Origin of the sequence: Staphylococcus sp. NWU MKU2 (assembly GCF_033283605.1) — a bacterium.
In the GTDB taxonomy this organism is placed as follows: domain Bacteria; phylum Bacillota; class Bacilli; order Staphylococcales; family Staphylococcaceae; genus Staphylococcus; species Staphylococcus haemolyticus.
This window is the reverse complement of record NZ_JAVSMH010000011.1, coordinates 19214-44010: the sequence shown is the minus strand read 5'-3', so window position 1 is coordinate 44010 and position 24797 is coordinate 19214. Positions and strand designations below refer to the sequence as shown.

Annotated in this window: 30 protein-coding genes; 5 read left to right on the top strand and 25 right to left on the bottom strand. The window is 32.3% G+C overall.

Features of this window, described 5'->3' with window-relative positions; genetic code table 11:
- The first annotated feature begins 313 nt into the window (after positions 1–313).
- On the top strand, positions 314–709 hold the full coding sequence (locus SBL15_RS12115; RefSeq protein ID WP_317956134.1) for a hypothetical protein: 396 nt from the start codon (positions 314–316) through the stop codon (positions 707–709).
- Positions 710–941: 232 nt separating this feature from the next.
- On the opposite strand, the gene SBL15_RS12110 is transcribed toward SBL15_RS12115, so the two are convergent.
- The 13 genes from SBL15_RS12110 to SBL15_RS12050 all read right to left on the bottom strand — a co-directional run bounded on the left by SBL15_RS12110 (position 942) and on the right by SBL15_RS12050 (position 10394).
- A complete protein-coding gene (locus SBL15_RS12110; RefSeq protein ID WP_070046235.1) occupies positions 942–1709 on the bottom strand; it encodes a hypothetical protein in 768 nt (255 codons plus the stop codon).
- A 613-nt stretch (positions 1710–2322) separates the two neighbouring features.
- Entirely contained in the window at positions 2323–2490 is a 168-nt protein-coding gene (locus tag SBL15_RS12105) for a hypothetical protein (protein WP_159427330.1), read from the bottom strand.
- A gap of 133 nt (positions 2491–2623) precedes the next feature.
- Positions 2624–3883, bottom strand: a complete 1260-nt coding sequence (locus SBL15_RS12100; protein WP_070046232.1) for a Y-family DNA polymerase — start codon at positions 3881–3883, stop codon at positions 2624–2626.
- 132 nt (positions 3884–4015) lie between these two features.
- A complete protein-coding gene (locus SBL15_RS12095; RefSeq protein ID WP_317956129.1) occupies positions 4016–4837 on the bottom strand; it encodes a DUF6710 family protein in 822 nt (273 codons plus the stop codon).
- 91 nt (positions 4838–4928) lie between these two features.
- Entirely contained in the window at positions 4929–5270 is a 342-nt protein-coding gene (locus SBL15_RS12090; RefSeq protein ID WP_070046231.1) for a hypothetical protein, read from the bottom strand.
- Between the two features lie 18 nt (positions 5271–5288).
- On the bottom strand, positions 5289–6275 hold the full coding sequence (locus SBL15_RS12085) for a DUF1002 domain-containing protein (protein WP_317956126.1): 987 nt from the start codon (positions 6273–6275) through the stop codon (positions 5289–5291).
- A 28-nt stretch (positions 6276–6303) separates the two neighbouring features.
- Positions 6304–6699: a type II toxin-antitoxin system HicB family antitoxin gene (locus SBL15_RS12080; RefSeq protein WP_031910709.1), complete on the bottom strand. Its 396-nt coding sequence runs from the start codon at positions 6697–6699 to the stop codon at positions 6304–6306.
- Between the two features lie 123 nt (positions 6700–6822).
- Positions 6823–8160, bottom strand: coding sequence for a TcaA second domain-containing protein (locus SBL15_RS12075; protein ID WP_317956122.1), 1338 nt, complete (start codon positions 8158–8160; stop codon positions 6823–6825).
- A gap of 9 nt (positions 8161–8169) precedes the next feature.
- The gene (locus SBL15_RS12070; RefSeq protein WP_317956120.1) at positions 8170–8790 is read right to left on the bottom strand and encodes a hypothetical protein; all 621 of its coding nucleotides are present in this window, start codon (positions 8788–8790) and stop codon (positions 8170–8172) included.
- 23 nt (positions 8791–8813) lie between these two features.
- A complete protein-coding gene (locus tag SBL15_RS12065; protein WP_070046152.1) occupies positions 8814–9239 on the bottom strand; it encodes a hypothetical protein in 426 nt (141 codons plus the stop codon).
- Between the two features lie 52 nt (positions 9240–9291).
- Entirely contained in the window at positions 9292–9804 is a 513-nt protein-coding gene (locus SBL15_RS12060) for a hypothetical protein (RefSeq protein ID WP_317956118.1), read from the bottom strand.
- A gap of 12 nt (positions 9805–9816) precedes the next feature.
- Entirely contained in the window at positions 9817–10083 is a 267-nt protein-coding gene (locus SBL15_RS12055; protein ID WP_141725817.1) for a hypothetical protein, read from the bottom strand.
- A gap of 23 nt (positions 10084–10106) precedes the next feature.
- Entirely contained in the window at positions 10107–10394 is a 288-nt protein-coding gene (locus tag SBL15_RS12050) for a hypothetical protein (protein WP_070046155.1), read from the bottom strand.
- Positions 10395–10685: 291 nt separating this feature from the next.
- On the opposite strand from SBL15_RS12050, the gene SBL15_RS12045 reads away from it, so the two are divergent.
- On the top strand, positions 10686–11171 hold the full coding sequence (locus tag SBL15_RS12045) for a hypothetical protein (protein WP_317956113.1): 486 nt from the start codon (positions 10686–10688) through the stop codon (positions 11169–11171).
- 152 nt (positions 11172–11323) lie between these two features.
- Here the strand turns inward: SBL15_RS12045 and SBL15_RS12040 are convergent, their stop codons facing one another.
- The 5 genes from SBL15_RS12040 to SBL15_RS12020 all read right to left on the bottom strand — a co-directional run bounded on the left by SBL15_RS12040 (position 11324) and on the right by SBL15_RS12020 (position 16045).
- Entirely contained in the window at positions 11324–11989 is a 666-nt protein-coding gene (locus tag SBL15_RS12040; protein ID WP_070046156.1) for a hypothetical protein, read from the bottom strand.
- A gap of 48 nt (positions 11990–12037) precedes the next feature.
- On the bottom strand, positions 12038–14386 hold the full coding sequence (locus SBL15_RS12035) for an FtsK/SpoIIIE domain-containing protein (protein WP_070046157.1): 2349 nt from the start codon (positions 14384–14386) through the stop codon (positions 12038–12040).
- An 11-nt stretch (positions 14387–14397) separates the two neighbouring features.
- The gene (locus tag SBL15_RS12030) at positions 14398–14772 is read right to left on the bottom strand and encodes a hypothetical protein (protein ID WP_070046172.1); all 375 of its coding nucleotides are present in this window, start codon (positions 14770–14772) and stop codon (positions 14398–14400) included.
- 131 nt (positions 14773–14903) lie between these two features.
- On the bottom strand, positions 14904–15629 hold the full coding sequence (locus SBL15_RS12025) for a hypothetical protein (protein WP_070046158.1): 726 nt from the start codon (positions 15627–15629) through the stop codon (positions 14904–14906).
- A gap of 95 nt (positions 15630–15724) precedes the next feature.
- Complete coding sequence (locus SBL15_RS12020) at positions 15725–16045, bottom strand: hypothetical protein (protein WP_070046159.1); 321 nt, start codon at positions 16043–16045, stop codon at positions 15725–15727.
- A 274-nt stretch (positions 16046–16319) separates the two neighbouring features.
- Between SBL15_RS12020 and SBL15_RS12015 the strand changes: the two genes are divergently transcribed.
- Together SBL15_RS12015 and SBL15_RS12010 are read left to right on the top strand one after the other, a co-directional pair.
- Positions 16320–17132: a ParA family protein gene (locus tag SBL15_RS12015; protein ID WP_031910699.1), complete on the top strand. Its 813-nt coding sequence runs from the start codon at positions 16320–16322 to the stop codon at positions 17130–17132.
- A gap of 14 nt (positions 17133–17146) precedes the next feature.
- A complete protein-coding gene (locus SBL15_RS12010; protein ID WP_031910698.1) occupies positions 17147–17425 on the top strand; it encodes a hypothetical protein in 279 nt (92 codons plus the stop codon).
- A gap of 48 nt (positions 17426–17473) precedes the next feature.
- Here the strand turns inward: SBL15_RS12010 and SBL15_RS12005 are convergent, their stop codons facing one another.
- The 4 genes from SBL15_RS12005 to SBL15_RS13035 all read right to left on the bottom strand — a co-directional run bounded on the left by SBL15_RS12005 (position 17474) and on the right by SBL15_RS13035 (position 20654).
- Positions 17474–17830, bottom strand: a complete 357-nt coding sequence (locus SBL15_RS12005; protein WP_070046161.1) for a hypothetical protein — start codon at positions 17828–17830, stop codon at positions 17474–17476.
- Positions 17831–18154: 324 nt separating this feature from the next.
- Positions 18155–18748, bottom strand: coding sequence for a hypothetical protein (locus SBL15_RS12000; RefSeq protein ID WP_070046162.1), 594 nt, complete (start codon positions 18746–18748; stop codon positions 18155–18157).
- Positions 18735–19271, bottom strand: a complete 537-nt coding sequence (locus SBL15_RS11995; protein WP_317956105.1) for a hypothetical protein — start codon at positions 19269–19271, stop codon at positions 18735–18737. The genes SBL15_RS12000 and SBL15_RS11995 overlap by 14 nt, the downstream gene beginning before the upstream one ends.
- 15 nt (positions 19272–19286) lie before the next feature.
- Positions 19287–20654 carry a CHAP domain-containing protein gene (locus SBL15_RS13035; RefSeq protein WP_411861518.1) on the bottom strand — a complete coding sequence of 456 codons (1368 nt, stop codon included), beginning with the start codon at positions 20652–20654 and terminating at the stop codon, positions 19287–19289.
- A 99-nt stretch (positions 20655–20753) separates the two neighbouring features.
- Between SBL15_RS13035 and SBL15_RS11980 the strand changes: the two genes are divergently transcribed.
- Complete coding sequence (locus SBL15_RS11980) at positions 20754–21137, top strand: hypothetical protein (RefSeq protein ID WP_070046164.1); 384 nt, start codon at positions 20754–20756, stop codon at positions 21135–21137.
- A 39-nt stretch (positions 21138–21176) separates the two neighbouring features.
- Here the strand turns inward: SBL15_RS11980 and SBL15_RS11975 are convergent, their stop codons facing one another.
- From SBL15_RS11975 to SBL15_RS11965, 3 genes are read right to left on the bottom strand one after another with little or no spacing between them, the layout of a single operon-like run.
- Positions 21177–21776 carry a hypothetical protein gene (locus SBL15_RS11975; protein WP_070046165.1) on the bottom strand — a complete coding sequence of 200 codons (600 nt, stop codon included), beginning with the start codon at positions 21774–21776 and terminating at the stop codon, positions 21177–21179.
- Positions 21777–21817: 41 nt separating this feature from the next.
- Positions 21818–23839, bottom strand: coding sequence for a hypothetical protein (locus tag SBL15_RS11970; protein ID WP_317956102.1), 2022 nt, complete (start codon positions 23837–23839; stop codon positions 21818–21820).
- Positions 23840–23888: 49 nt separating this feature from the next.
- Positions 23889–24770 carry a hypothetical protein gene (locus SBL15_RS11965; RefSeq protein ID WP_180538891.1) on the bottom strand — a complete coding sequence of 294 codons (882 nt, stop codon included), beginning with the start codon at positions 24768–24770 and terminating at the stop codon, positions 23889–23891.
- Between the last annotated feature and the right edge of the window lie 27 nt (positions 24771–24797).

Genomic DNA, 24797 nt, shown 5'->3' with positions numbered 1-24797 from the left:
CTTATTTACGTTCTTAAGTATGAGTATATTTACAGGCTTACTTATAATCTTACTTACGATTTAATTTATTTTTATAAATGCAGTTCTATTTTAAGAACTATCATTCATAGTTTAAGTATACAATGATTAGTTCATTATTTCAAACGATAATAATATAGTCTTATTTAGAATTATATATACATATAAATATACAAATAGAATATATTCAGTCATATACTATCGTAACTTAATAATTTGTATATATCCATAAACTAATATATTATAGTAATTAAATAGTAATATGTTTTTACATGTGGGGAAGGAGAGTTATTTTATGATTGAAAAATTAAACAGAAAATTATTAGAAGAAGGATTTGATACTCAATTTGATAATGATGGTGTATATATTCCAAAATACAATATTGATATAATTTATGAAAATACATCATTTATCATTCAGCCTTCTAGTTCAGATCCAGTTGTACTAAATTCGTTAGATGAAACGATTATATATATAAAAGACCTATCCTACAGTTCGGATTTCAGCGAAGAAATGGATAAAAATAACTTTCTATATCAAAAGGAATCTCCTAGATTTTTTTCAATAGGTAATAATAGAATAAATATTGTTGATGGTCGTTTTTTCCTCAAAGACGAAAATGGCGAAACTAATATATATGTAAATATTCCTTCTGTCATCAATGCTATACAATCAAAAATTTTTAGGTGAAAAATAAAAAGAGAGGAAGTATAACCTCTCTTTTTATATTAAAACCTATATTTTAAAAGCTCTGTAAAACAATAACTTAAAGCCAGATATAATACTATTGAACCTATTAAAAAGTAAATAAATTTTTGAGTTTTATTTTTCTTGTTATATATAATGCTATGTAGTGTATACCACATAGCAATTATTCCAACTATAAACACAAATATAGTTAATCCTATCATTATATCATCTCCTAATGGTTTTGAAGGTGCTTCAAATATTCCTCTAAACTAGCCCCTTGAACATATGCCTCACAAGATAATATACTTTCTACAACATCACTTTCAATTTTATATTTTTTAGATACTTTATCGATCGCTATTTCATGCTTCGTTTTACTGTATGTTACTTCTTCAACTATATTCAAATTTCTAGACACTACTCTTACGAGTTTGTCATCTTTCGAGGGGATTAATGTATCTGTATTGTTTTTTAAATGTGTAGCTATATTCGCAACTTTTGTATAACTAACGTTAAATTGTTTAGCAATTTGTGTTAAAGACTTTCGATTAGACTTTGGCAAATTATTGTTTATCTCCAAATATTTTCTTATATTAAGACTAGCAATAATTTTACTCAATTTTGATAATGTTACATAGGAAACATCAGTATTAAATCCATCTTTCTCTCTCCATCTGAGGAATGTATTAGCTATATTTATTGTACTAGATAAGTGGTTAAAAATTTTGTAATTAGGCTTAAAATATTCAATCGGTAGTCCATTCTCTATATCTCTTTTTATTAATTTCTGCTCTTCTGCTTTATACATCGGTTTATCTTTATTCATACTTCCTATGTTATTCACTTTTATTATTGAAGCAACATGTTGAGCTGTTACTCCAAATTCATTTGCTATATCTTGTAGCACAATTTCTCTATTTAAATATTTTTTGTATAATCCATTTTCTAATGCTTTTACTATTTGAAAGGACTTATTAAACTTTTGCTTTTTCTCAGTCATTATTTACACCTACTCTAATCTATTGCTCATATACATTATATCATTTATTTATATGTTTTTAAATTATAATCATATTAAAAATACCTCTTGCGTCGATGGATATCTCCCTGCTAATAAACAAAATCTAGGAGGATATTTTTATCTTTCTATTCTAAATCCTGTTTTACTACAGTATAGGCTATACAATTTTTTCGTAATCCACCACGTTAATATCCCTATCCCTTGAATAAGAAACACTCCTAAAATACACACTGTAGTATTTAACGTATGTGTTGCCAGAGCAATAAGCATAGATAGAAAAACGGTGTACGCTGCAAAAAACGACAGAACAAGCAATAGTATCATGGCTACTAACCCTAGCACTGTATACATTGCTATTTCAAATTTTCTTCTTCTGTTCATACTACTATCCTTTCAACTATTACATACTACATATTTTTAAATAGATTTTAAAACCCAAGCTCCTACAAATAGTAATAGAGTAATTAAGTTAAGAAACAAAAGTTTTTTATCAATTATCATCAAATCACTCATTTCTAATTTTTTTTGAATGAAAAATTACGGCAAGATAATACTAATATTCTTAAAGGTTAGGGGCTTATGCCCCTTTACCTTATAAGAAGTGCTTTTGTATAAATTCAATCAAAGCATTTATACCGTTTACTATTCCAGTTAGAAAGCCAATTACCGATGAAAACCAAATACCTACTTTGATGATGTCTTTACTTATCGGTTTGTTCTTTTCTTGTCGGCTATAAGCTACTCTATCTTGCCGTTTCATTTGGCACCCCCTTTTCTTTTGTTAATTACATATTATCATTTTTATCTATGTTTATCAAGTGTTTTATTTATTATTTTTAAAAGTTTTGATTTTTTTCTTTTACATTAACCCTTCATTTCAACATATTTATCAGTTAAGCTTTGTGTCCCGCTAACAATCCTTTTCTAGATTTTAACGTTCCACTCTCTAATAAACTCGTTGCCCTCATTACTACATCTTTTCCATATTTAACCCTAATTCTATCTAGTGAATGGTCTATTATTTCATTTTTTTGTTCACGCTCTGATTTAAATAACTCTAGTTGTTGTATATTGTTATTACGAAAATTAGTAAAGTTTACCCCTATAGTTCTGTAGAGTTCTGTTTTATCTGCTTTCTCACTCAGATATCTCCACAAAACATCTATAATATCAGTTGTACTTTTAAATCCGTTTTTTTTTGTAAATTGTTTTCTCATTCCTCCTCCTTTGGCATAGCCTACATGTATAGAAATTGTTGTAGGGTATAGATTTTGCTGTCTAGCTCTATAAAAAACGTCCTCAACCTGCTCATTAATAACTGCTTTCATTTCATTAAAACAATAATCCCTCAACAAAATTTGACTTTTTCCTAGTCCTTTTTGTTTGGTTTTATATTTATCTCTTATTACACTTTCATCAATACCATTAGCATGTAGATGTAAGTCCACACCAATAATTCCAAAATCCCGTTTTAAGTATACATAAGGATAATGAGCTAAATCTCTTATAGACAGTATCCCTTTTTTATTCAACTTCTTAGCGGTTTTTGTATTTATCCCCCAAAAGTCCGTTAAATTATCAATTTTCCATAGCTTACTAGGCACATCTTGATATCTCCATTCTGCTATTCCGTTTACTGTATGCTTTGCTTCTATATCCATAGATACTTTAGCAAGAAGCGGATTACTACCCAAACCAACTGTGCTTTTTATTCCTGTTACTTGGTAAATTTCTTTCTGTATTTTTTCAGCCATTTTATATGGACTAGATACAAACAAATGATAGCTATTTGTTATATCCATGAAAAACTCGTCTATACTGTATTGATGAAAATCTTCGGGGGCAACGTATTTCAGTGCTATGTTAGATATTTTAGTAGATATATTCATGTACGTTCTCATTTTAGGATTAGTAATATAAATATCAGACCGTTGAGGTATTTCATATAGTCTTGAGCCTGTTTTAATACCCATAGCTTTCAAAGGTGGCGTCGCTGCTAGAACAACCGATCCCTGCCTTTTCGTATTGCCTACCACCGCTAACTTGGTTTTCATCGGATTTAATCCATTTAATAAACAAGAAATACTAGCATAAAAGCTTTTTAAATCGACACATAGAATATCTCTATGTTGGCATTGATAATAATCATACATCTAATACACCTCGCTTCATCTATCACTTATTATAGAACATACGTTCGCATAATTAAAGTTATATTAGCTTTTTTCGTGAAATAAAAAAAGAACTCACAATCCTGTAAGTTCTCCTCTTTGAAATCATTTTCTTTAAATTTTAAAAGGCTCTTGCGTATTTATAATATTTTGCACCGCTTCCGAAAATACTTCCTTTTTATCTAATATTAAGCGACCTATTTCAAATATAGCTCCAAACTCGAAATAAATTTCTTCTTTTTCATTTGTTTGTTTATTTATTAGATATTTACCATCAAACTCATATATATCATACAAATAACTAATATCTATAACTTCATCAATAACGATATACCCCTCTGATTTATTTAAACCTGCACTGATTGAGTGATTGCCATTATAAATATTGATTATGCCTAAAGGATATATATATTCTCCTTTATGATTTAAATTGTCATAATTAAACTTATTTTCTTTCCTCATACCTATTTCTAGGAAACTTTTATCAACCATTCCCTCTCCAATATTTCTTATAGCATCAGATAATCTATTTGCATTCCATATGTGTGTAATGATTGGATCTCTCGCATTTGATACTACTAAATTAGTATTTGTGAACAAAGTAGCTTTTGAAAATTTATTCGCTAAAAATATCTGATCGATTGGTTTCAAATATGCGTCAACAGTATTAAACCACTTATTCCGCTTTGTATTTATATTATCTCTACCATTCTTCAATATTGTTATAGTTAGTTTGCTTTGTATTAAGTCAGTAAATATTTTGATGTAACTAAATATTGGGTGTTGTTGTTCATAGGTTATACGTGGATTTTCCTTTAATATATATATTGCTTGTTCTAATACGGTATTTAATTGTGCATTAGTTCGATTGCTTTTTCGTTTATCTTTAGCCTCTAACTTCATCAATGTTTTGTTATTCTGAATATCACTATTCATGTTTTTAGACCTCCAAATTAAAAAGTATCCACTATTGATTTATTTACTAATAAAAAACATACCAATATATATTCACCACTTCAGCTTCACATTAGAAATAATCAATCCTATAATTTGTTTTACCTAATTTATCTATGACGTCTAACTGCTTATCTGTCACATTTTGTCCTTGCTTAATTAACACTGTTTTTGTTTCTGGTACAATCATCACTAAATTAGCTCTATTCAGTGCCTCGTCCCAAAACCCCTCTATATCTCTATCTATATCACCAAACAAACATTCAATAATTCTATGGTCTTCTCCTCTTACACCACTATCAAACATACCTGAAATAAAGCGTCCATCTGCCATTATATAAATGGCTTCGTCAATATTATCCGTAAGTTCAACGCCTTCTTCTTCTAGCAATTTCAATACATTTATATTATCCATATCGTTTATCTCCCTTGATTAAAATAAACTCTTGAAAAAATCAACAATAGCATTAAGTATTTGCATGATAAAATCGCCTATCTTTTGTAGAAGATTTCTGTTTTCTTCAGTGTTTAAACTACCTGCTTTTTCTTTTGCTTTATTTATCAAGTCGCCGTGATTCTTCTCTAATTGACCTTTATATTTGTCTAGTTGCTTTATAAACGCTTTAGGATCATTATTTAGAACATTTGATTGTGATACATTGATAATAATATTGTAAATCGTGTTTCTTTGATTATCGCTTATCACACTGTCTAATCCCTTTACTTTTAAAACATCATCTACAATACTTCTCACTTTATCTTCAGACACATTGCCGTTATCTTTCTTTTCTTGAGCTACTTGTGACTTCATTTCTGCAACAGCGTTATTCATAACTGCATCAGAATATCCTTCTTCACTTTTATTTTCTTCGCTTATAGTTGATAAATCAGACATCTCTTGATTGGCATTTTTCGCATCACTTTCGCTCAAATCAGTGCCCTCTTTAGCATAAGCTTTAACAATACCTGTCAAAGCACCATCGCCTGTCGTTGGTTCAACTGTTGATGCAACACGTATTTTTGCGTTCTGTATGCCTGCACTAATCGCTGCATTAGTATACTGTTCTTTCGTTATTTTCGTAATATAATCTGGCGTCACTATTTCGACGTCAACACCCTTGCCAAAGCTTTTAGGCTCTATTAGAGAACTTGAGTAGATATGGTCGTATTGCACGCCTGTAAAGTCTTTAACGTCGCCTAACGTAACTTCAATTGTCTTATCACTATCATCTGCCCCAAGTTTCTGTTTAACCTCATCTTTTTGATTGCTATTTAAATCTCCACCATATGTGAGTACATCTTCTTTTAGTTCTGGTTTATTATCACTGTTAGTATCTTGATTTTGTTCTGCTGAAGCGGTTGTTCCTGTAAGTGTTGTTGCTAGTACAGTTGCTGAAATCATTCCTAGTATTTTCTTCATTGTTCGTCACTCCTCATTGTTAGTCATACTAAATATTCAATTCATCTTTCAACGCTCTTTGAAGTGTCTGGCTAAAATTAATTTTCTTTTCTTTACCCAATTCAACTAAATACTGCGGTAGTGTAACCATTTTATTAACTGTCTTGTTCTCTTCTTTAGCCCTTACAACGTTAGTATTTACAAATATCAATTGCAATTGCTCATCATCATTTAAGTTTTGTGATAGCTCTTTAAATTCTGAAGGCTTTGGAATAACATCTCCGTCATCTTCCATTACAATCAAATGACCGCCTAACGCATCTGAAGCCATCTCTACCGCTTCTTCTATACCTTCTCCAAACGTTAAAGCACCCGGTAAATCTGGAAATGATACATTATAATAATTTCCTTCTTTTTCTAAAATCGCATAATAATAGTATTTCATTATTAGCCAACCTCCTATATATACAATAACATATGTTATAACATATGTTAAATGATAACCAAATAAAAAACGACACGTTCAAGTTTTTCTTAAACGTGTCTTTACGATGCTATAGATTTTTTACTATATATCTGTATAATCTTTTATCTTAAATTCTTTTTCTTTATAGTCATAAACTAAATCATATCTAGAATTAATTACTCTACCTTTTTTATCCTTTTTACTTAATACAAGCTGTATCTCTGTATCGTTTCGCTCGTAAGAAGTGACTTTAGGATCTGTGAATTCAGATTTTTTCTTGGATTCGACTTGGTCTTTTATATTTTTCGCAACGCTAGAGTTTTTATCTTCAAAGTAATACTGTAACGCACTGAAATCTGATACTTCATAGCCTGTATTTAGCTTTTTAGTATAAGCCTTCATAAATTTCTCAGCGTCTTTTTCAATATCTTTATTTATCTTTCGTTGCTTTTCTATATCGCTTTCTTTAAACGTTAGTTCAATTGTCTGAGCTTTATCTTCTTTGTTGGCTTTTACTTCTGATTCTTTTGTTTCCAAACTTTGATTATTGGCTCTACCGACTGCTGAGATAGCTATTGGTGCATCTGCTGGATATTTACCATAAATTTTATTTTTCTCATAGTCGACTTCTTCTCCATCGATAAGTATTTTGTAATCTTTATCTAATTCCTCATTATTCTTCAGTTTTACTTTAAACCATGCTTGAGGTATATCTTCTTTTGCCTCTAATTTTTTATTTTTGTCTGCTTGATCTGTATTGACGTGCAAGTGACCGTCTACCGAACCATCTAAAGGTTTTTCTTTGAATGATTTTATTACCTCTACATTATAGTTACCTACAAAAAATTGTCCTAACTCAGTTTCATTATTAGCATTGCTTACTACTTTTCGTTGACTACCGTTATTCTTAAACTCATAAGAAGCGGTATTATTGCCTTCTTTAAGATAAACATTGTAGAAGTTAGGTTCGAAAGCCAAGTCATTTAGAAATAAGAATCTATTGCCATTTTGAGTGACATCTACGATAGTATGACCGTTTTTATCAGTGATTTTTCCAATTATCGAATCATGAGCCGCTTCATCATTCAGCGTTTTTTTCATTTTCTTTATTTCTGAGTTGTATCTTTCTCTATTTTCAGGTTGATTTACATACTCTATAAAGTGTTTTGCATCAATTGTGTTAATACTTTTTTGACCCGATTTAATAATTTCTGTAAGCTTTTTATAATCTTTGTGTTTAACGGCGTTATCAAATTCATTAATTTGTCCGCTCGCCCCCTTACTTGCAATAAAGAAATAAATGGCTAGAGCTATTAAAATGATAATTAGTGCGACTATACCTCTTACAATCCATTTTCGCTTTTTCTTCTTATGTTGTTCTAATAACTCCTTTTCCTCATCAGTTAAACGTATATATGAATCTTGATTCTCGTTTGCCATCATCATCACCTAACTTTTTCTATTTCTTATTTTCTTGAGCAAGTATCTTCCAAAGAAATCAGACTGCATGAGGTGTATTGTTTTCTCATATGTCTCTAAAACTATATCTTTGAATGCTATTTCTAATTTCAAATCTTTTATTTCTATCGCATATCTAATCGAGTTTTGCCAATCTGGAATAGCACTTATACTCGTTTGCTTATAAAACCTTGTATCATCTTTTAAAGTGAATCCTAGATTTAGATAAAATCTTTTTAGTTTTTTATAACCTATTGTTTCCTTAACGTTCTTATAGCTGTTCTGATTTTCTATATAAACGCTTGAGATGTCACCATACAAATAAACGTTTTCTGTATCATTTAGTTTAGCAATACCACCTAAAGCTTCAGCAAACATCGCTGCGCCATAGCTTTGCCCTCGATATTGTCTATCTATCTCAAAGTCTATGATTTTCCACTTACTATTACCTTCATATTTAATACCTAGATGACCGATATTTGTGTAATAATCATCGCTATTATCATGTAACGTTGTAAATAAATAAAAATCATCGTTCATATCAATTGCTGATAGATGAACATTAATCCATTTATCTTTGTATTGGGAAATTATATTTTCTAGGTTTTGCATTGGGAAGTCCTCCATCATCACTTTTATTTATACATAATATCTAGAATACTGTTGATTAGGGAAAATATTAAAGATATTAATAGTGCGTACATTGCTATCGTGTGTGCCTTTTCATGGTAATTAACAATCTTTATTGGCGCTTTCTGATCAACTAAAGTCGTCTGTTCAAGTAATACTTTTAACTTTTTCTTTTGTTTACTTCTAGCGTATCTAATATAAATAATTGTTATAATGCCTAACAAACTCACTAGCAACATCATGTATGAAAAATTATCGTTAGATAACAAACCGTTAATAAATGTTATTGCTAAAACTAATGCAATGACTAACGCAAATAGATTATCTATACCATTTAAATTATTCGTTTCTTTTTCAATTTCTTTTCGTTGTTTCTCGTTTATATTATCTAACTCAATTTCATTGATATTAACTTCAAATGGTTTTACCAATCTTTCACCCCCTATTTCTCTACTTATATAGCATACGCTTATAATCCCATTGCTAAAGCGATAATAAGATAATTAATGTTGTTAAAACTAATATATTAAGCGCTATACCCATATACATATATAACGACCACGTTGTTTTAAATGCTATCGGTTTAATCCTTTTAATATCGTCTACCTTAAAATTTAAAGTAATACTGTAGTATTGGGTCTTTAAAGTGGCGATACCTGTATCAGTAATTGATACATATTTTTTAAGTATTTTACCTATTTCTCGATTCATTTTTTCAAACCAGTATACCGTACCAATATCACCTAATATCATTAGCACAATCATTGTATATCCTAATATCTTAACCTCATAGCTATAGTTGGAATAGTATAAGTTCGTCGTATCCACATGAAAAACTGTAACGCATGTCACAGTGAACCAAACTATTAATAACAAATAGCTAAGTAGTATCGTCTTCTTTTGACTTTTCATATACCTATTACTCAATGTTCTATCTATGAGATTTAAATCAACTTGCTTTAGCTCTAATTCATTAACCGCTCCTACCAAACTCAAATACTCACCCCTTTAAGTACTACTGCTCATTCGTACAGAAAGTTTATAAAAATTTTTAATCGCTTTTTTATAACTGCTGTTACGGTTCACTCTTCGTTCCTTCTCTAATTTATCAAAGCACTCTGCTAGTATTTTTCCTGTTTTAAGCGTAAAGTTCATGTAATTTCTTTCGCCTCGTTTAGCTTGATATATGCCACTTTCACTCAATCCAGTTAAACGTGAGATCTCAGTCCCTTTTACTTCTTCACTGAATATTAGTATGAATACTTTATCCTCCATATCCATTAGCACCATCTACCTCTTTATGTTTCTTTATCGGATTCAATTGCTTTAACAATATCAATTTTTACAATATCGTAATTCACTTTTTTTAATTCGCCCTCTTCCATGAATTGCTTTAACACTTGCCCGTAAACATTATTCCTACTTAACGATCGTATCACTTCTTCTATGGCTGTATTACTCGCATGATTTAAAAAAACGTGTTGTTTAGCTATCTTTTCAACTGGTTCATCTTCAAACGATAATGTCGCTTCAATCGTCTCTTTAATACATTTAGCTTCTTCACTCATATTTGAATTACCAACCAATGTTGCTTACCTCCTTATCTTGGGAAACACTTATTATTGCACCATGGATGATACGCTTTAAACTTATCATTTTTTTCTATGTAGTTCAAGTATTTTTTATAATATAGATATTCTCTATTCATCAAGATACATTGTGCTACAATTAAACAAGTCTAATGAAAGGAATGGAATATGAATATCTCCTCTTATAAAATTTCAATATCTATTTTCATACTGTACTTTATAACAAGTAGTATCTTTTATTTTATTCTTCACAACTGGTCAGCCTTACAATTAATAATTAGTATTTTTATGCACCTCATTATTCTATTTTTCAAATTAGAGTATGACGAAAACAAAAAACGAGAGGAAAACCGTCTTGTTTCACGAAATTTCTTGCTTTCCTATCAAGCCGAATTAAATCTAGTTATACGAGATTTTTCTAAACATCGACTGTCATACATCGATAAAGATTTAGAGGCTCTATTTAATGTTAATAACAGTTATGAGGAAATAATAAATAATAAAGATGAAGTTCAAGAGGTTTTCCGTATTGCTAGAAACAATAGTAAAAATTTATCAAAGCGCTTAGAAGTCCATGAAAACCTTTCTAGAATCATTATTAAAATGTTAAGACATAATGAGCTTGTTTTTACTGATGAAGCATATAGTCTAATTGAAACACTTAATTACTTCTATGTTTGGCATTATGAAGAATACTACTCAAATTTACGAGAAGGTTACTCAAATCTTTTCTTAATTTATGCTGTAAACATCGATGTTCCAGCGAACAAATAAAATGTTATTAATAATTGGTCTGATTTGTGCGGATATGTGAAAGGTACCTTGAACAAAGTAAATTTAGATCTTTCAGTCTCTCATAATTTAGTAGAGCTTTTGAATTTGTTAAATAAAGAGAAAAAGACGCTCGAAAGGTAATCGAGCGTCTTTTAACTTGACCAATGATATTTATCATTATCGTAAAACTCCTTTTTATCTACGATACTTCCATCTTCAAACCATACTGTAGATGTCCATTTTGCGCCGCCGTTAGTCATTTTTTCAACGTCAACAAACCAATAAATACTATATTCCTTGTTTATATTAATGACTTTTTCTTCATGTCTTTTGATTCCCCCACGATTTAGCTTTCTACTCCAACCTATCAATAATCTAGGGTCGTTCTCCGAACCATGAAAACCAACGGGGATTAAATGTGTTTTATCTGAAGCGGAATATTTATTGTAAATCATAGGCTTAAAATTTTTGCGTTTAATATCATTTCTTTTGTAATACCTAAATCCCGATTTAGGCTCAAACCTTGCTGCAATCTGATGCTTTGTTGATGAATGGTGATAATAAGCTATATGCGATGCACTTTTATCCATTTTTTCAAAAGCGGTATCTGGATTCATTTCACTGTTCAAAGTAATGATTTTAACGCCTAGTTCACCCCTATTTACTGCATCTAGCTCTGTAGGCTTTTTATCTTGTTTTGTTATCTTGCTTACCTTAACCTGCTTCTTTCTGTCTGTTCGTTGCTTTACTGGCTGTTCCTCCTCGTTATCATACTTATAAGGTTCTAGCCACTTATGAATCGCTTTTATAATTCCCATTGTCTTAATACACCTCTTATCTACTTAAAAAGCCCGAATAATCGGGCTTTATTTTCTTCCTAAAAAGAAATCCATATCCATTTGTTTTTTCTTTGTTTGAGTACTTTGGTTAGTTTTGTTGTTACTTTGTGTCTCTTTAATCGTATTTCCTGCTTCAGCCGCTTCTCGACGTTTTCTTGCACGTTCTCTCAACTTTTGCATACTTGCGGCTGATGTTGACACTTTTGTCTTACCTTTAATTGACTTTTCTGTTGTTTGGCTAGGTTCGGGTCTCATACGATTAGCATTTGTTGATATTGTCGTGCTATTTGGTACTTTGCCACTTTCATATAATTCATCATCTTCTTCACCGTTAGCTCTCGCAACTTCAGCCTCAAAGTCTGGAAATACAGGCTTATCAAATTTATCTTTTAGGTAGTTAAAAATATCTGTAATTTCTTCATCAGATATATAGGCACCTTGAGCCCTTTCAAGTTTATCTGCACGTTTCACGAGCATATCACCTTGTGGACGTAATCGTTCAGCGCCTGTTTGATCTAAAATGATGCCACTTTCTATACTTCCTGATACACGCATTGATACTCGCATCGGCACATTAGCTTTGATTTGCCCTGTAAGAATATTAGCACGAGGCGTTTGTGTACCAATAATCATATGAATACCTACTGCACGAGCTTTCTGTGTAATACGTTTTACAGGTTCTTCTACATCTTTGAACATTTGTACCAAATCAGCGTATTCATCGATAACTATAACCCAATATGGAATGACCTCTTTTTCATTTTTTTCTGCCCACTTGTTATAGTCTTTAATATTTCTAACTTTTGCTGATTTAAGCATCTTTTGTCTTTTACTCATTTCTAGTGTCGCATATTCCATAAATACTCTTGCTTTTGCCATATCTTGAATTGGATTTGCAATCATGTATGGTAGTTCTTCGTAAAATTGGAAATCAACTTCTTTAGGATCAATAATTCCAATTCTTAAATATTTAGGTGAATGGTGCACCATCATTGTTATCAACATTTGTTGAATATTTACTGATTTACCTGAGCCTGTTTCACCAGCTAATAGTAAGTGAGGTGCTTTAGCTAATGGCAATGAAATAATTTTACTCTCTGGTGTTATTCCTAAAATCATATCTGTTGGATTACTAAATTCTACTTGTTCTATCATCGTTTTTACATCAATTGGAATCGTGTAATCATATTTAACGTGATCATCTTCACCTTCTTTAAGAGGTAAAGTAATACGTAAATACCCTGATCCCCCTTGAACAATAATCCCTTCAACTTCTAAAACATCGGATAAACCATCTTCTATGATTTTTGATTGTTTGTCTGAAGAGCTGCTTTTACTAAAAGCTACTTTATATTTGTACATAATTGATGTATTACCGACGTGTGTTTTTTGATGAGTAACTCTTTTCTCTGTAGATGTTAAAAAATCAGTAATTCTTTGTTGCATCTTATCTGCAAAATCATTAGCTTCTGCTGTTTTTTCTTTAATAGAACCACTACGATCTGTAAATAAGTCTAGCGGGAATACAGGTTCAAAATTTAAGCCTTGCTCGAGTTTATCCTCTCTTTTCTGTTGAGTGACTTTTGCTTCTTTTCTTGCTTTTTTGATACTTCTTGCTTCTTTTAGCTTAGCTTCTTTAGAACCTCTATAACGGTACCACTTTCCGTCAGTCGTTGTTTCCATATCACCAAATGTTACACCTCCTGATTGCTTTCTTAGTCTTATTGGCATGTTTCTAATTTTTCTTTTTAATATGTTATCCACTTCTTCATTACTTGGCTGCATGATTTTGACTTCATATTCTTTAGATGGAACTGCCTCTCCTTGCTGTTTCCTTGTGTGAATATGAACCCTCATCAATCTTATACGACGTCTTGCTGCTTGCTCTACTTTACGTATTGCTTTTTCATTTTCATCGTACATCGTTTCTCTGCTTGCTCCTAAAGCAAAACGCATTTTCAACTTCAGCCATTTAGCCTCCATATCATTCAAAAATGGCGCTTGTTCTCTATGGTGATGTCTTAAAACGATAGTAGCTATGTAAAGCACTACAATAATTCCTAGTGCCCATAATAAGATTGATATATTGTCTAATGATTTATGCTCAATAACCCATTGATGAAGCGAATCACCTAATCCGTTTGCGGGTGGTATCTGTTTCGTCGTTATCGCACCTAACGCTTTATTGTAAATATCTATAATGCCTTGTAGTGCTTGGCTATTCGCTATCTTCTTTAACCCTAACGATAAAAAGTACAATATAAAATTAAATAGGATTACCCATAACGCAATTAAAACGACAAGGTACTTTCCTATCTTCATTAATACACGAGACGCCATCGCATACGGGTAATGATTTGTATCTTTATTTGCCATAAGAATGCTCCTTATCTCTTGATAGTATCCTCTATTTTTTTGTCATATGAAGCCTTAGTCATAATCTTAGAAACAGGCTCAATACCATAGTCTTCTTGGTAAATACCATTTCTATTTTTTACATAGCTTACTACATTAGCTTTAAATTTGATTTCCTCTCCTTGAAGTGATTGGAACATATCATAGTATTTGTTACGTTGATATATCCAAATATGATCTAATTCAATACCATCTACGCTCACGGGTTTTAGCAATACACATACATTTAACTTGCCATTATCATTAGCATGTAGAGGACTTCTATAACACACCTCCTCCACAACGGCTGTTACGCTTACTTTTCTGTTACGAAGCGGCTGTAGTTCGTCCCTAGTATTTGAAGCCATAGTTATCACCTTTCTCCCTCTTTTTTACTCAGTATAATTTTATCATTTTTATATATGTTTTTCAATTATAATTTTAAATATAAAAATACCTCCTTGCTGACAATCAGCAAAGGAGGTAAATTCTCTATATTCTATGCTTCTTCAAATTGCTCTTTATCAACCTCAACGTCAAGTTCATAAGCTTCATTTTGTAGCAAGATTCTATCTACATTTTCTTGTGCGTACATTGATGTACTACCGCTTTCTTTCGCCTCTTCTAGATGTTTTTCAGCTAATGTATCAAAATCAGTTTTCAAGCTTACATATAATGTATATGGAATCTCATCTACTGACGTATCGTGAGGAATACCTTCATCTGCTGCACTTTCTCTAATTTGTTCATTCAACTTATTTGTCTCGTTTTCTTTGAGATATTCAATGAACTCACTTTCTTGATATGCTAATTCTAATGCATCTGATAATGTCTTCATGTCAGGCTTACGTTCTCTGATCTCGCTTAATTCCTCTTTTATTTCAACTTCAGCATCGAAATTACCTTCGAGGTGTTCTAGCATTAATTTTGCTAAATCTTCTTCTTTATCTAAATATTCTTCTAATTCAACACTATTATGAATATCCTCTCTAGATAATAGCTCAGCCCATACTTCAGAGCTTTTTTTGTTTGTCAGTGTGAGTTCATGGCTCACATCTTCTGGTTCGATATCTTGAGGCATGTCATTTTGTTCAAATGCATCAATTACCATTTGTTCATAAACGTAAGCATCTAGCGTCCCTAGTAAGTTCCCAAAGTTGGTTGATTGAATAATATCCTCAATTTTTTCTGCCAGCTTTTGTTGCTGTTGTTCACTAATAGCCATAGAGCATCTTCCTTTCATAAATTAACTTAATCTTTATACTTTTAATCATACTATACATTCACGTACCCGTTCCATGATTTAACGGGCGTATAGCTCTATTCATCTAATCTCTTATAAGTGTATTTGCGTTTAGGTTTTGTTGCCGCTTCTTTTCTATCCATATTACGACAAACTCTTGCTCTAAACGTTCTGTTATCAACCCCGTTTTCTTTCATTAATCGTTTTTCTTCTTCAGTTATTTTAATGTGTTGATTTACAGGTTTTTTCATGGCTTCTTCTCGTGACCACCCCCTAGATACTCGCTCATAGAACCGTCGTTTCGATATGCCATTCTTTTCAAGATAATGTGCTTCAATACGGGAAATGATATGATACTTTCTCTTATTTTTTCGCTTTTGATTCTTACTGTTACTCAAGATTACTACACCTCTTTTTTTCAGTTACCATCATTTTATCCATTTTTTAAACGTTTTTCAATTATTTTATAATATTTAATTAAATAATTGACTTTAAATATACCCTTATTTATACTTATACTTGTAATCATAAATAAATATATAAGTAACTTCACAAGTAATTACATAATTAAGCTCATAAGTAACAATATAAGTAAGTTCATAAATAACCTTTTATTTGTTAGTTTATTTACATATATAAATAAAGGTATAATTAATGAAAGAGGGTGCTAGTATGGAAAACGCAAAACAACCTGTATTCTTAACTGTTCAAATGTTAAAAGGCGGCGTTGGTAAGTCAGTTATCGCATATAACTTTATGATGTGGCTGGCAATCGAAAAGAATAAAAAAGTTTTAGGAATTGATTTAGATGAAAATTGTAACTTTTCTCAAGTATTAGACGTTTACGACCAAGAAGGAACAGTAGCAAATATTCTAACTGGTGAAGGCGACGTTAAAATTCATCATATTACTGATAATGTAGATTTAATCGGTGGATTCAATAGACTACACGACGTTCAAGAAGATAACGCTAGAAGTGAGAAAAAGACAATGATGTTATACATGTGGCTAGAAGATAATTACGATCGCTTAAATCTCGGTCAATATGACTTTATTATTATGGACACACATAATGACTTTGGAACCGCCACAAAAAACGCTGTTGCTGTTAGTCACTTGATGATTAGTCCGATTGAACCCGTTGATTTCAGCGCTACTGCAACAGTTAAACAACGCTTAGAAGAATTTAAAAACGATGTTATCGACTTTAGAACAAGAGAATCTTATATTACGACAGACTTAAAATTTGTAGGTAATAAAATTAGACATACTAAAAATGGTAAAGAATTTGAAGAACGCATCGCTAACGACGAGGAATTTATCGCTAAATTTAGATTCAAAGAACCATTTAATACATCAATTCAAAAAAAGACACCAATCTCTCTTTTACTTAAAAAGCCTAGAAATCAAGATGAAAAAGACTTCAAACAATCTTTTGACGAAAACATGGAGTATATATATCAAGAAGCGAAAAAATATCAATAAAAGGAGGGCTTATCATGGCATTTGATGCAAATAACAAAGATCATAACGCAAAAGTACAAGAAAGCTTAAAGTCTACTAATAAAAAAGGTTTAGAATCACAAGAATTCGTATCATCTAATAAAAACATAGCTGCTGACGGTACGCTACACATACCTAAAAAAGATCCAATAGAAAAGAAAAGGAACTATACATTTAGACTTACGCCATCTGTAAGAAAAAATATTGAAAACATGGCTAAAGAGAACAACTATGAATCATCTAGTGAATTGTTAAATACATTGTTTAAACAATAACTATTCAATATAAAAAACACATCGCCAATTGTTGTGGCGATGTGTTTTTTACTTATCTTGAGCCTTACGCTCTAACCTATCTGCTAAATCATACATACCCTTTATTATCTTATCGATACTTATACGATTAGACGTTTGCTTATCATTTTTACCTAATATGCTTCCTAGTGTGACGTTGGTAATATCTAAAAGCTCACTAACTTCTTTAATAGTACTTTTATTTTCATAAGCCATGATTAAGTAAACACATTTATTTAACAATGGCTTGTCTAAATATCTTAATCGACCATGTACTAAACAACGTTTGTCTGTTGCGTCTGCTAATAATCGTATTACTTCTATAATTTGATAATCAGCCATTTCTTCTAACTTTCGTGATTTAATTTCATCAGCCGTCTCATACATTGCTTGTTGACCACCCTTCTATAATTAAACTTTATGTATATAAAAGAGGATAGGTTTTCCCTCACCTACCCTCATGATGTTACATTCGACCTTTACGTCAAATAGACAAATCGCATACTAGGAACGATTCACTAAAAGAAGATTAAGCATTTAAGAAAGGTGACTTGTAACAACAGTATAAAATAAAAGCGATTTTGAGCAGCATAAAAAACGTGCTCTTGTTTGTGCTTCCCAACACAAAGGGGTGAAAGGATACCCCAATACTGATTATAGCACCCTCATATATATGTCACAATCAAATATCTTCAGCTTCGTTCTAAAGTCTTATTGCGCTTCTCGGTAAGCTTTCATTTTCGTAATATTATATTTATCATCTTTATAATCTGAAATGATGTACCATATCGCCTCTGTTTCCTTACCATCTGGATATACTTTCGTCTGTTTAACAATATCGCCTATTTGGCTTTTATCTTTACCGATATAGCTATCTCTTGAATAGCTACTTTCGGGACTTGCTCCAGCACCTCGTTTATCACCTTTAATGTTTACGACATTACCTTCTTCAATTGATGGATAAAGTACTTGTAAATGTTTCATGTTGCTCATGTATTCTTTCCAAGTTGTCCAGTTGAAAAATTTATCATAAAACTTTTTAGACGATTGATCCGTATCATATATACCTATTTGTTTCTTCAACTGGTCATTGGCTTCTTCAACTTTCTTATTTTCCTGTTTCATCTTATTATTTTGCTCAATTCTTTTATCTACTTTACTTTGCATATCTTGAACATTTGTATGTTGATGATAGGCAAATATACCAGCAATAGCTACTAGTACGGCTAAAACACTTGTTACCACATTACGTCTCAGTCTAGAAGCTTCTTCATACTTATCTGTTTGTTGATTACTGTTTGGCATATAGTGTCCCTCCTTCTAGTTTTTCGTTGCTATTAATGTTGATAGATATAAGCTCATATCCTGTCTCTACTGTTTTGCCTTTGTATTTCACTTCTACATTGGCATTTAATTGCACCGAATCGTCATTCGATTTTTGTGCTGTTACATTAGAAAGTTCATAACTATAATCTTTATATCTTTCTTTGTATTCTTTTTTAGTAGAATCTTCTTTTAATCCTTTAACGCCTGTTGGAACGAAAAGTCCATAAAATACACGCCCTGCCATCCCCTCTTGGAAAATATCGTCATCGTTATATTCACCGTCTAAAAATTCATCGATTTTAGTTTCTACTAATTTTTGATATTTTGATACTTCTTCGGGTTTAAGCGATTGCTCTTTCTCTTTTTTTTGAGTAATTGGATTGTCCTCTAGTTTATGTTTTAAATTCTCTGTTTTTTGTTTTTGATTTATACCGTACCAGCTAAAACCAATGATAAAAATTGCTAGACACGCCATCAATATATATTGAGCCTTAGGATTCATAAAATGTCCTCCTCTTTATTTACCTTTTTTATATTCTTTTTTAGGTTCTCCTACACCTTCAAAGAAAATTAAATCGTTCCCCGCATCTTTAGGTACACCATCTATAACTGAATAAAGTACTGTTCTTGATGGTGCTGGATCTGGGTCAACATTCATCTGTGCAATAATGAATTTTCCATCGTCCATTACTCCAGCAACAACGCCTGTATGACCGATACCCGGTATAGCTGCTAATGCATAAGGAGGTGATGAAGAAAAGCCGTAACCGACTGTTGGATTATGTGTCGTCTTAGCGCCACGTCTTTCATAGATTTGATACACGCTATCTCCATTTGTGACACCGTCAAAAGCTGGTTGGTCTTTTTTATACAACTGGTTCATCATCGCCCAAGTAAACTCTGTACATTGTCCATCATTACCTGATGCAACGAATGGTGAGCCTTTTAAGTATTTAGGTTGGAATTTAGGTAATTCTATATGTTTCTTATATTTTTCTGGAATTTCATCATACGTCCAATTTCCCGCAATCTTCTTACCAGACTTACCATTTGCTTTAGTAGATGCTCCTAGTTTTCCTGATGTTGTTCCGCCACCGCTATCATCGCTCTCTTTATCCTGATCTCCACATGCACTTTTAGGCACTGAATCATTCGATGTATCTGCTGATGAAGCACCTGTTTCTTCTTCATCTTTATCTTTTTTGTCGTCATCTTTATCATCTGAAGACGACGATTCAATATCTTCAGCCCCTAAATCTTTCATCACTTTCTCGTTGTTTGGAACCCAATTTGCATTTAAGTTATCGGGGTCATTGGCTGCGCCAACAGGAGCATATTTTGGACCAATTTTTTTAGGTGTATCTAAACCTTTTTTAATATAGCCTTCATAAAGGTTCTTAGCACCCGCATGAAGTCCTTCCTCTATAGTATCGTACGTCGATTCACCGATAGATTTATTACCCATTACTGACAAAGGGTTATTTTGTTTCATCGCATTTGCACCAGTCCCCCAACCTGATTCATTAACGATGATTGCTATCATAAGCAAGGGAGGTACTTTTTCTTCTTCGGCTATATCAAGTATTTTCATTGATTTACCTTCTAATTTTCCTCCCTTTGCATTCTTCTCGAATGTCGATTTATATTTTTTCATATTGATATTTTGGTCTTTAGGAGAAACATCATCTTTTCCTGTTTTACTATCTTCATCTCCACCTACAGTACACCCGTGCTGTGCATCAATAACAGGGAGATTACTAGCCTTCGCCTCACGATGTGTGCTAGTTGTTTCATATGTCGTAAAGCATGTACTTGCTATAAGCACCGATCCACACATCACTTTTAAGCACCTCATTAGCGAATGCTTTTGAGTTGTATTGGTCAAATGAACCACCTCATATGTTTTGTTTTACTAGTTATATATTATCATGATATTATATGTTTATAAAGTGAAATTACATTTTATTTTAAAGGAGTGGAGCGTATGGTAGAATTTGATGACGCTAAATCATTTAGCACCTCTAAATATAATGATTTTGTTAATAAGGTAGATGAACATGCTAATCATCTTAAACGTTGTGCTGAGATTATCCTTCAACTTGATACAGATGATAATTTAAGTCTCAATGACAAATCTATGCTAAAAGAAGAATTAGGCACAAAACTCGAAATAATTAAAACAGATAATCAAAACATCACGGATATGTTATTCACTGATTATCAAGTATATGATGCAACTGAACCAAGACTACATCAAAATTTAAGCGGATTCCAAATGCTTAAAGAAAAAGTTGCTAGCAAGGATAAGGATTATCGTTTATCTAAAGAAGAAGCGGCAAATGATAGCTCATTTTATTACAGAGATTAAACATAACAAAAGGACTATACGCATAGCGTACAGTCCTTTTTAATATTTAGGAATGATATCACCTGTATAGTCTTCAAAATGGTTTGAAGCGGCTATAGGATCTAACATCTCATAATTTTTGATAGGATTATGTCTAAACGCTTTTATTTCTTCTAGCGTCCCCTCTATTGTAATATCTGCTATATCTATCCTCATGTGATTCTTCTTAGCATTGTATCTTACTTGTACCTCTTTGTAGGTCATTGTGCCATAGCCATCTTCTACATAATCGCATGCTAGTATTTCATCAAATGTACCGAATAGCACCCAAAGAATATCAAATAGATCATATGCACCATAACCGACTTGTGTTTTTTTATTATGAAGTTCTTCATAACTATATCCAGCGTGATCTAAAGAATATGTGCTTAGTAACTCCAATATAAATTGGTCTGTTGTAATACCGCCGATGTGATACATATCATTATTTGCTGCTGGTCTCACATTGTTAGTTGCTGGTTGCACATTTGAGCGTTTTTTGTTCTTAGTTGTTTTTCTTTTTTTGGCAATATTGTTTTTGTTTACTTTAATTGATATATATATGATACATGTAATAATCACGTACATGCCTAAAGCCATAACAAAAGGGTTTGTAGACATTTTTCTCACCTACCTTAAGAACACTTAGAATTTTTATCTTTCTACAAAATAAATTCTCCTCTTATGATATTGCTTGTTAAATCACCTGTGCGTCGGATTTGATATTGTACTGGATTATTTCTAATTAAGGCACTTCTTAATTCATCGTTGAGTTGTTGTCTTACCTTACCTTCATACTGTCCTAGATCTGCTTGAGACATCGTGCCTAGAATCGTGTAATCAAATTGTTGTTCAAAATCTTGGTATAAAATACCATCTGTATTAAAGATATCTGCTTTAAGTACATCATCTTTAACTTCACCTGATCCAATCGTATCAAAGAGATAAGCTAATCGAACGCCTCTATCTGATAGTTGCTCTAGTGTGGGTTTTAGCACCTTTAACGTTTCGACTGAAATTTTATCTACACCGTGAATCATTACAATGTCATTCGGTGCTGCGGTATAAGTACAATAATCAAATGCGTTAACGAATTGCGCTTCTCTTACATCTGGATTATTAATATTTGATACATCATAGTACCACTGAAGCTTAGTATTATCTTTATGGCTTGGTAATGTTGTTACCGTATTAAATAGCTGACTATGTGTGTTTAATGCACTTTGTACAGTTTGGTATAAGTGCTTCGCATTGTTGATTTCTTCATCAGTTGAGGTTGGATTATCTCTCACTGCTTTTTGATAGTTATTGAGGGTTAATATAAAGCTCCCCATTGTTTTAACGGTTTCTGGTTCACTAATACCAATCAATCTTGAACGTAATGGATAATCACGATTCCACACTTTAGAATCTCTATAAAACTTCTCTAGTAGCATAATCAAATCTTCTCTTTCGGTGCGTAAACGACGACCGCCTAATAGATATACGATTTGATAGAGTTTTTTGATATTGTTGTCGAATATATTTGTGATATATGCTTTATCATCTTTACGACGTGTATCACCAAACATCTGTATAGGATTTAAGCCACCCTTAGCTAAATCAATATATTGTAGCTTTTTATTTAAGCTTGGCGGACACGAGAAGTACGTTCTATCAATATCACCATAATAGCGGTGTCCGTTTAGTACAATGTGAAATGTGCGGTTACCGTACATCATAGCGTTATTTGCGATGAGCTGCCCCCACAACGACGATGAAGACATTCTAGGGTCAAAGCCCCTTAATCGACTTTCTTTGTGACTAGCGACTACCACACGACGCTTAAATGTATTATTTAACGCCATAAACGCCTGTCCTTTTGTATATGAATCGCTGAGCTCTCCGACAGGTAAACCATCTTTATCATTCAATCCACGTCTCAATACATGGTCAAACCCTCCATATAACGTACTCATCATTGTGTAATTTGATGATTTACCTTCTTTCGCAAGTAGTAACTCTCTAAACATTTGCTCTTGCACGCCTGCAACACTCATTAACTTCACACCACTGATGCGCTTACTATAGCTATTATTCAATCGGCGTATTTGCTCTTCGATATTATCTGGATTATCTCCTACAATAAGAACATGCAAGTGTAAATCTAATGCGATGTTTTCTTCACCGTGCAACTCTTCAGCAATCGCTATATCTTGTAGTCGAGCTTTACGACGTTTTTCGTCTGTCGCTGAATCAACGTTACCTGTTTCATTCGTTTTATAAGATTTTTGCGTTTCTGGCACGATATTTTTAAAGTAATGTGATTGTTCCTTTTTGCTAAATGGCGTTGTCTCTACGAATAAATATCCTCTTACGCCTTCAACATTAATTGGTGGTATTAATTTATATGCCCACCCTAGCTGTTGATTTCTATTCATTCCGTACGTATTAATAACTTTAAATACTGTTCCGTATCGGTTACCTGATTTCATGATTGAAGCGGTTGATACATAGCCTGAACTCGGCGCATATTCCGTACCTAAATCTCGAATTCGCTTAACTTCTTTTTTCTTTGTTCGCTTACTTTGTTTCTTATTTTTAGTCTTACTTTTATCTTTCGCTTTATTAATATCTGATTCCTTTTTCTTCGCTTCTTTTAGTTTTTCTTTAGATTTTGATTTATGCTTTTTTAGTTTTGGCATTTGAATCATCATCTTCACCCTTTCAAAAATAGAGGACGTTATTTGTCCTCTATTTAAATCCTTTTATGTCAGATAACACTTTATCTGTATCTTTTTTGTTGAGAAACTGCACGTTGTAATACAAGCCTTCTTCTACGGAATTATATAAGTTCTCGATACCTTCTTCTAAAGTTTGTTCATCTGGCGCAATCATTAGAAGATACTGCACAAATGTTGTTGCTTGCCCTTCAATACGTTTATCTGTGTATTCTCGTTGCAAATTGATAAGTTCTTTAATTGCGGGATCTTCATTTGTTTCTTCTAATGCTCTCATATTTTCTAATTGTAGCTCTGTACTCTGCTTTTGAGAGCTTGTAATGATTGTTTCAGTAACATCTCTGTTTCTTGATGTATGATAGTTTGCGGCAATGCCTTCTTGCATAAGTATTTCGGTTGGGAAAGCCGTTTTTGATGTTCGTCCATCTAATAATGCAAGTCGTGCAACGTTACCGCTAGAATATCGAATCAATCCATCTTTTCGGGTACGTTTGAACCCTGTTTTTTTAGAACGAGGCTTTTTACCTTTTCTTACTTGTCGACTTGTGATTAAGTGGTTGATTAAATTAACGCTTATTTCGAGCAATGAACCAAACGCTGGAAATAGGAAAGCGTATAACCCAATCAATATTAATAACGAAATAACCATTAATATTAGCGGTATGCCAATATAAATCGCTCGTCTTAAATCAATCAGCAAGAAAAAACCTGTCCCTATAATTAATACTGCTGCCATAAGTGCTGAGAGAATGAGCCTTTTGGGAATGATAGTGTAAGGAATGTTGAATTTATCTACTTTATCTATACGCAATTCAACTTCCGTCTTACGTTGTCTAAAATTTGCCTTAAAACCGTATATTTTTCTTGGTTTTCCAGCATCATTATTATCAGCCAAAGGTTATCCCCCTTTCTTAAAAATCGC

Bases quoted from the DNA above. Each gene is read 5' to 3' on its own strand.
- SBL15_RS12115 (WP_317956134.1), top strand. From the start codon at position 314: ATGATTGAAAAATTAAACAGAAAATTATTAGAAGAAGGATTTGATACT.
- SBL15_RS12110 (WP_070046235.1), bottom strand. From the start codon at position 1,709: ATGACTGAGAAAAAGCAAAAGTTTAATAAGTCCTTTCAAATAGTAAAA.
- SBL15_RS12105 (WP_159427330.1), bottom strand. From the start codon at position 2,490: ATGAAACGGCAAGATAGAGTAGCTTATAGCCGACAAGAAAAGAACAAA.
- SBL15_RS12100 (WP_070046232.1), bottom strand. From the start codon at position 3,883: ATGTATGATTATTATCAATGCCAACATAGAGATATTCTATGTGTCGAT.
- SBL15_RS12095 (WP_317956129.1), bottom strand. From the start codon at position 4,837: ATGAATAGTGATATTCAGAATAACAAAACATTGATGAAGTTAGAGGCT.
- SBL15_RS12090 (WP_070046231.1), bottom strand. From the start codon at position 5,270: ATGGATAATATAAATGTATTGAAATTGCTAGAAGAAGAAGGCGTTGAA.
- SBL15_RS12085 (WP_317956126.1), bottom strand. From the start codon at position 6,275: ATGAAGAAAATACTAGGAATGATTTCAGCAACTGTACTAGCAACAACA.
- SBL15_RS12080 (WP_031910709.1), bottom strand. From the start codon at position 6,699: ATGAAATACTATTATTATGCGATTTTAGAAAAAGAAGGAAATTATTAT.
- SBL15_RS12075 (WP_317956122.1), bottom strand. From the start codon at position 8,160: ATGGCAAACGAGAATCAAGATTCATATATACGTTTAACTGATGAGGAA.
- SBL15_RS12070 (WP_317956120.1), bottom strand. From the start codon at position 8,790: ATGCAAAACCTAGAAAATATAATTTCCCAATACAAAGATAAATGGATT.
- SBL15_RS12055 (WP_141725817.1), bottom strand. From the start codon at position 10,083: ATGGAGGATAAAGTATTCATACTAATATTCAGTGAAGAAGTAAAAGGG.
- SBL15_RS12045 (WP_317956113.1), top strand. From the start codon at position 10,686: ATGCACCTCATTATTCTATTTTTCAAATTAGAGTATGACGAAAACAAA.
- SBL15_RS12040 (WP_070046156.1), bottom strand. From the start codon at position 11,989: ATGGGAATTATAAAAGCGATTCATAAGTGGCTAGAACCTTATAAGTAT.
- SBL15_RS12035 (WP_070046157.1), bottom strand. From the start codon at position 14,386: ATGGCAAATAAAGATACAAATCATTACCCGTATGCGATGGCGTCTCGT.
- SBL15_RS12030 (WP_070046172.1), bottom strand. From the start codon at position 14,772: ATGGCTTCAAATACTAGGGACGAACTACAGCCGCTTCGTAACAGAAAA.
- SBL15_RS12025 (WP_070046158.1), bottom strand. From the start codon at position 15,629: ATGGCTATTAGTGAACAACAGCAACAAAAGCTGGCAGAAAAAATTGAG.
- SBL15_RS12015 (WP_031910699.1), top strand. From the start codon at position 16,320: ATGGAAAACGCAAAACAACCTGTATTCTTAACTGTTCAAATGTTAAAA.
- SBL15_RS12010 (WP_031910698.1), top strand. From the start codon at position 17,147: ATGGCATTTGATGCAAATAACAAAGATCATAACGCAAAAGTACAAGAA.
- SBL15_RS12005 (WP_070046161.1), bottom strand. From the start codon at position 17,830: ATGTATGAGACGGCTGATGAAATTAAATCACGAAAGTTAGAAGAAATG.
- SBL15_RS12000 (WP_070046162.1), bottom strand. From the start codon at position 18,748: ATGCCAAACAGTAATCAACAAACAGATAAGTATGAAGAAGCTTCTAGA.
- SBL15_RS11995 (WP_317956105.1), bottom strand. From the start codon at position 19,271: ATGAATCCTAAGGCTCAATATATATTGATGGCGTGTCTAGCAATTTTT.
- SBL15_RS11980 (WP_070046164.1), top strand. From the start codon at position 20,754: ATGGTAGAATTTGATGACGCTAAATCATTTAGCACCTCTAAATATAAT.
- SBL15_RS11975 (WP_070046165.1), bottom strand. From the start codon at position 21,776: ATGTCTACAAACCCTTTTGTTATGGCTTTAGGCATGTACGTGATTATT.
- SBL15_RS11970 (WP_317956102.1), bottom strand. From the start codon at position 23,839: ATGCCAAAACTAAAAAAGCATAAATCAAAATCTAAAGAAAAACTAAAA.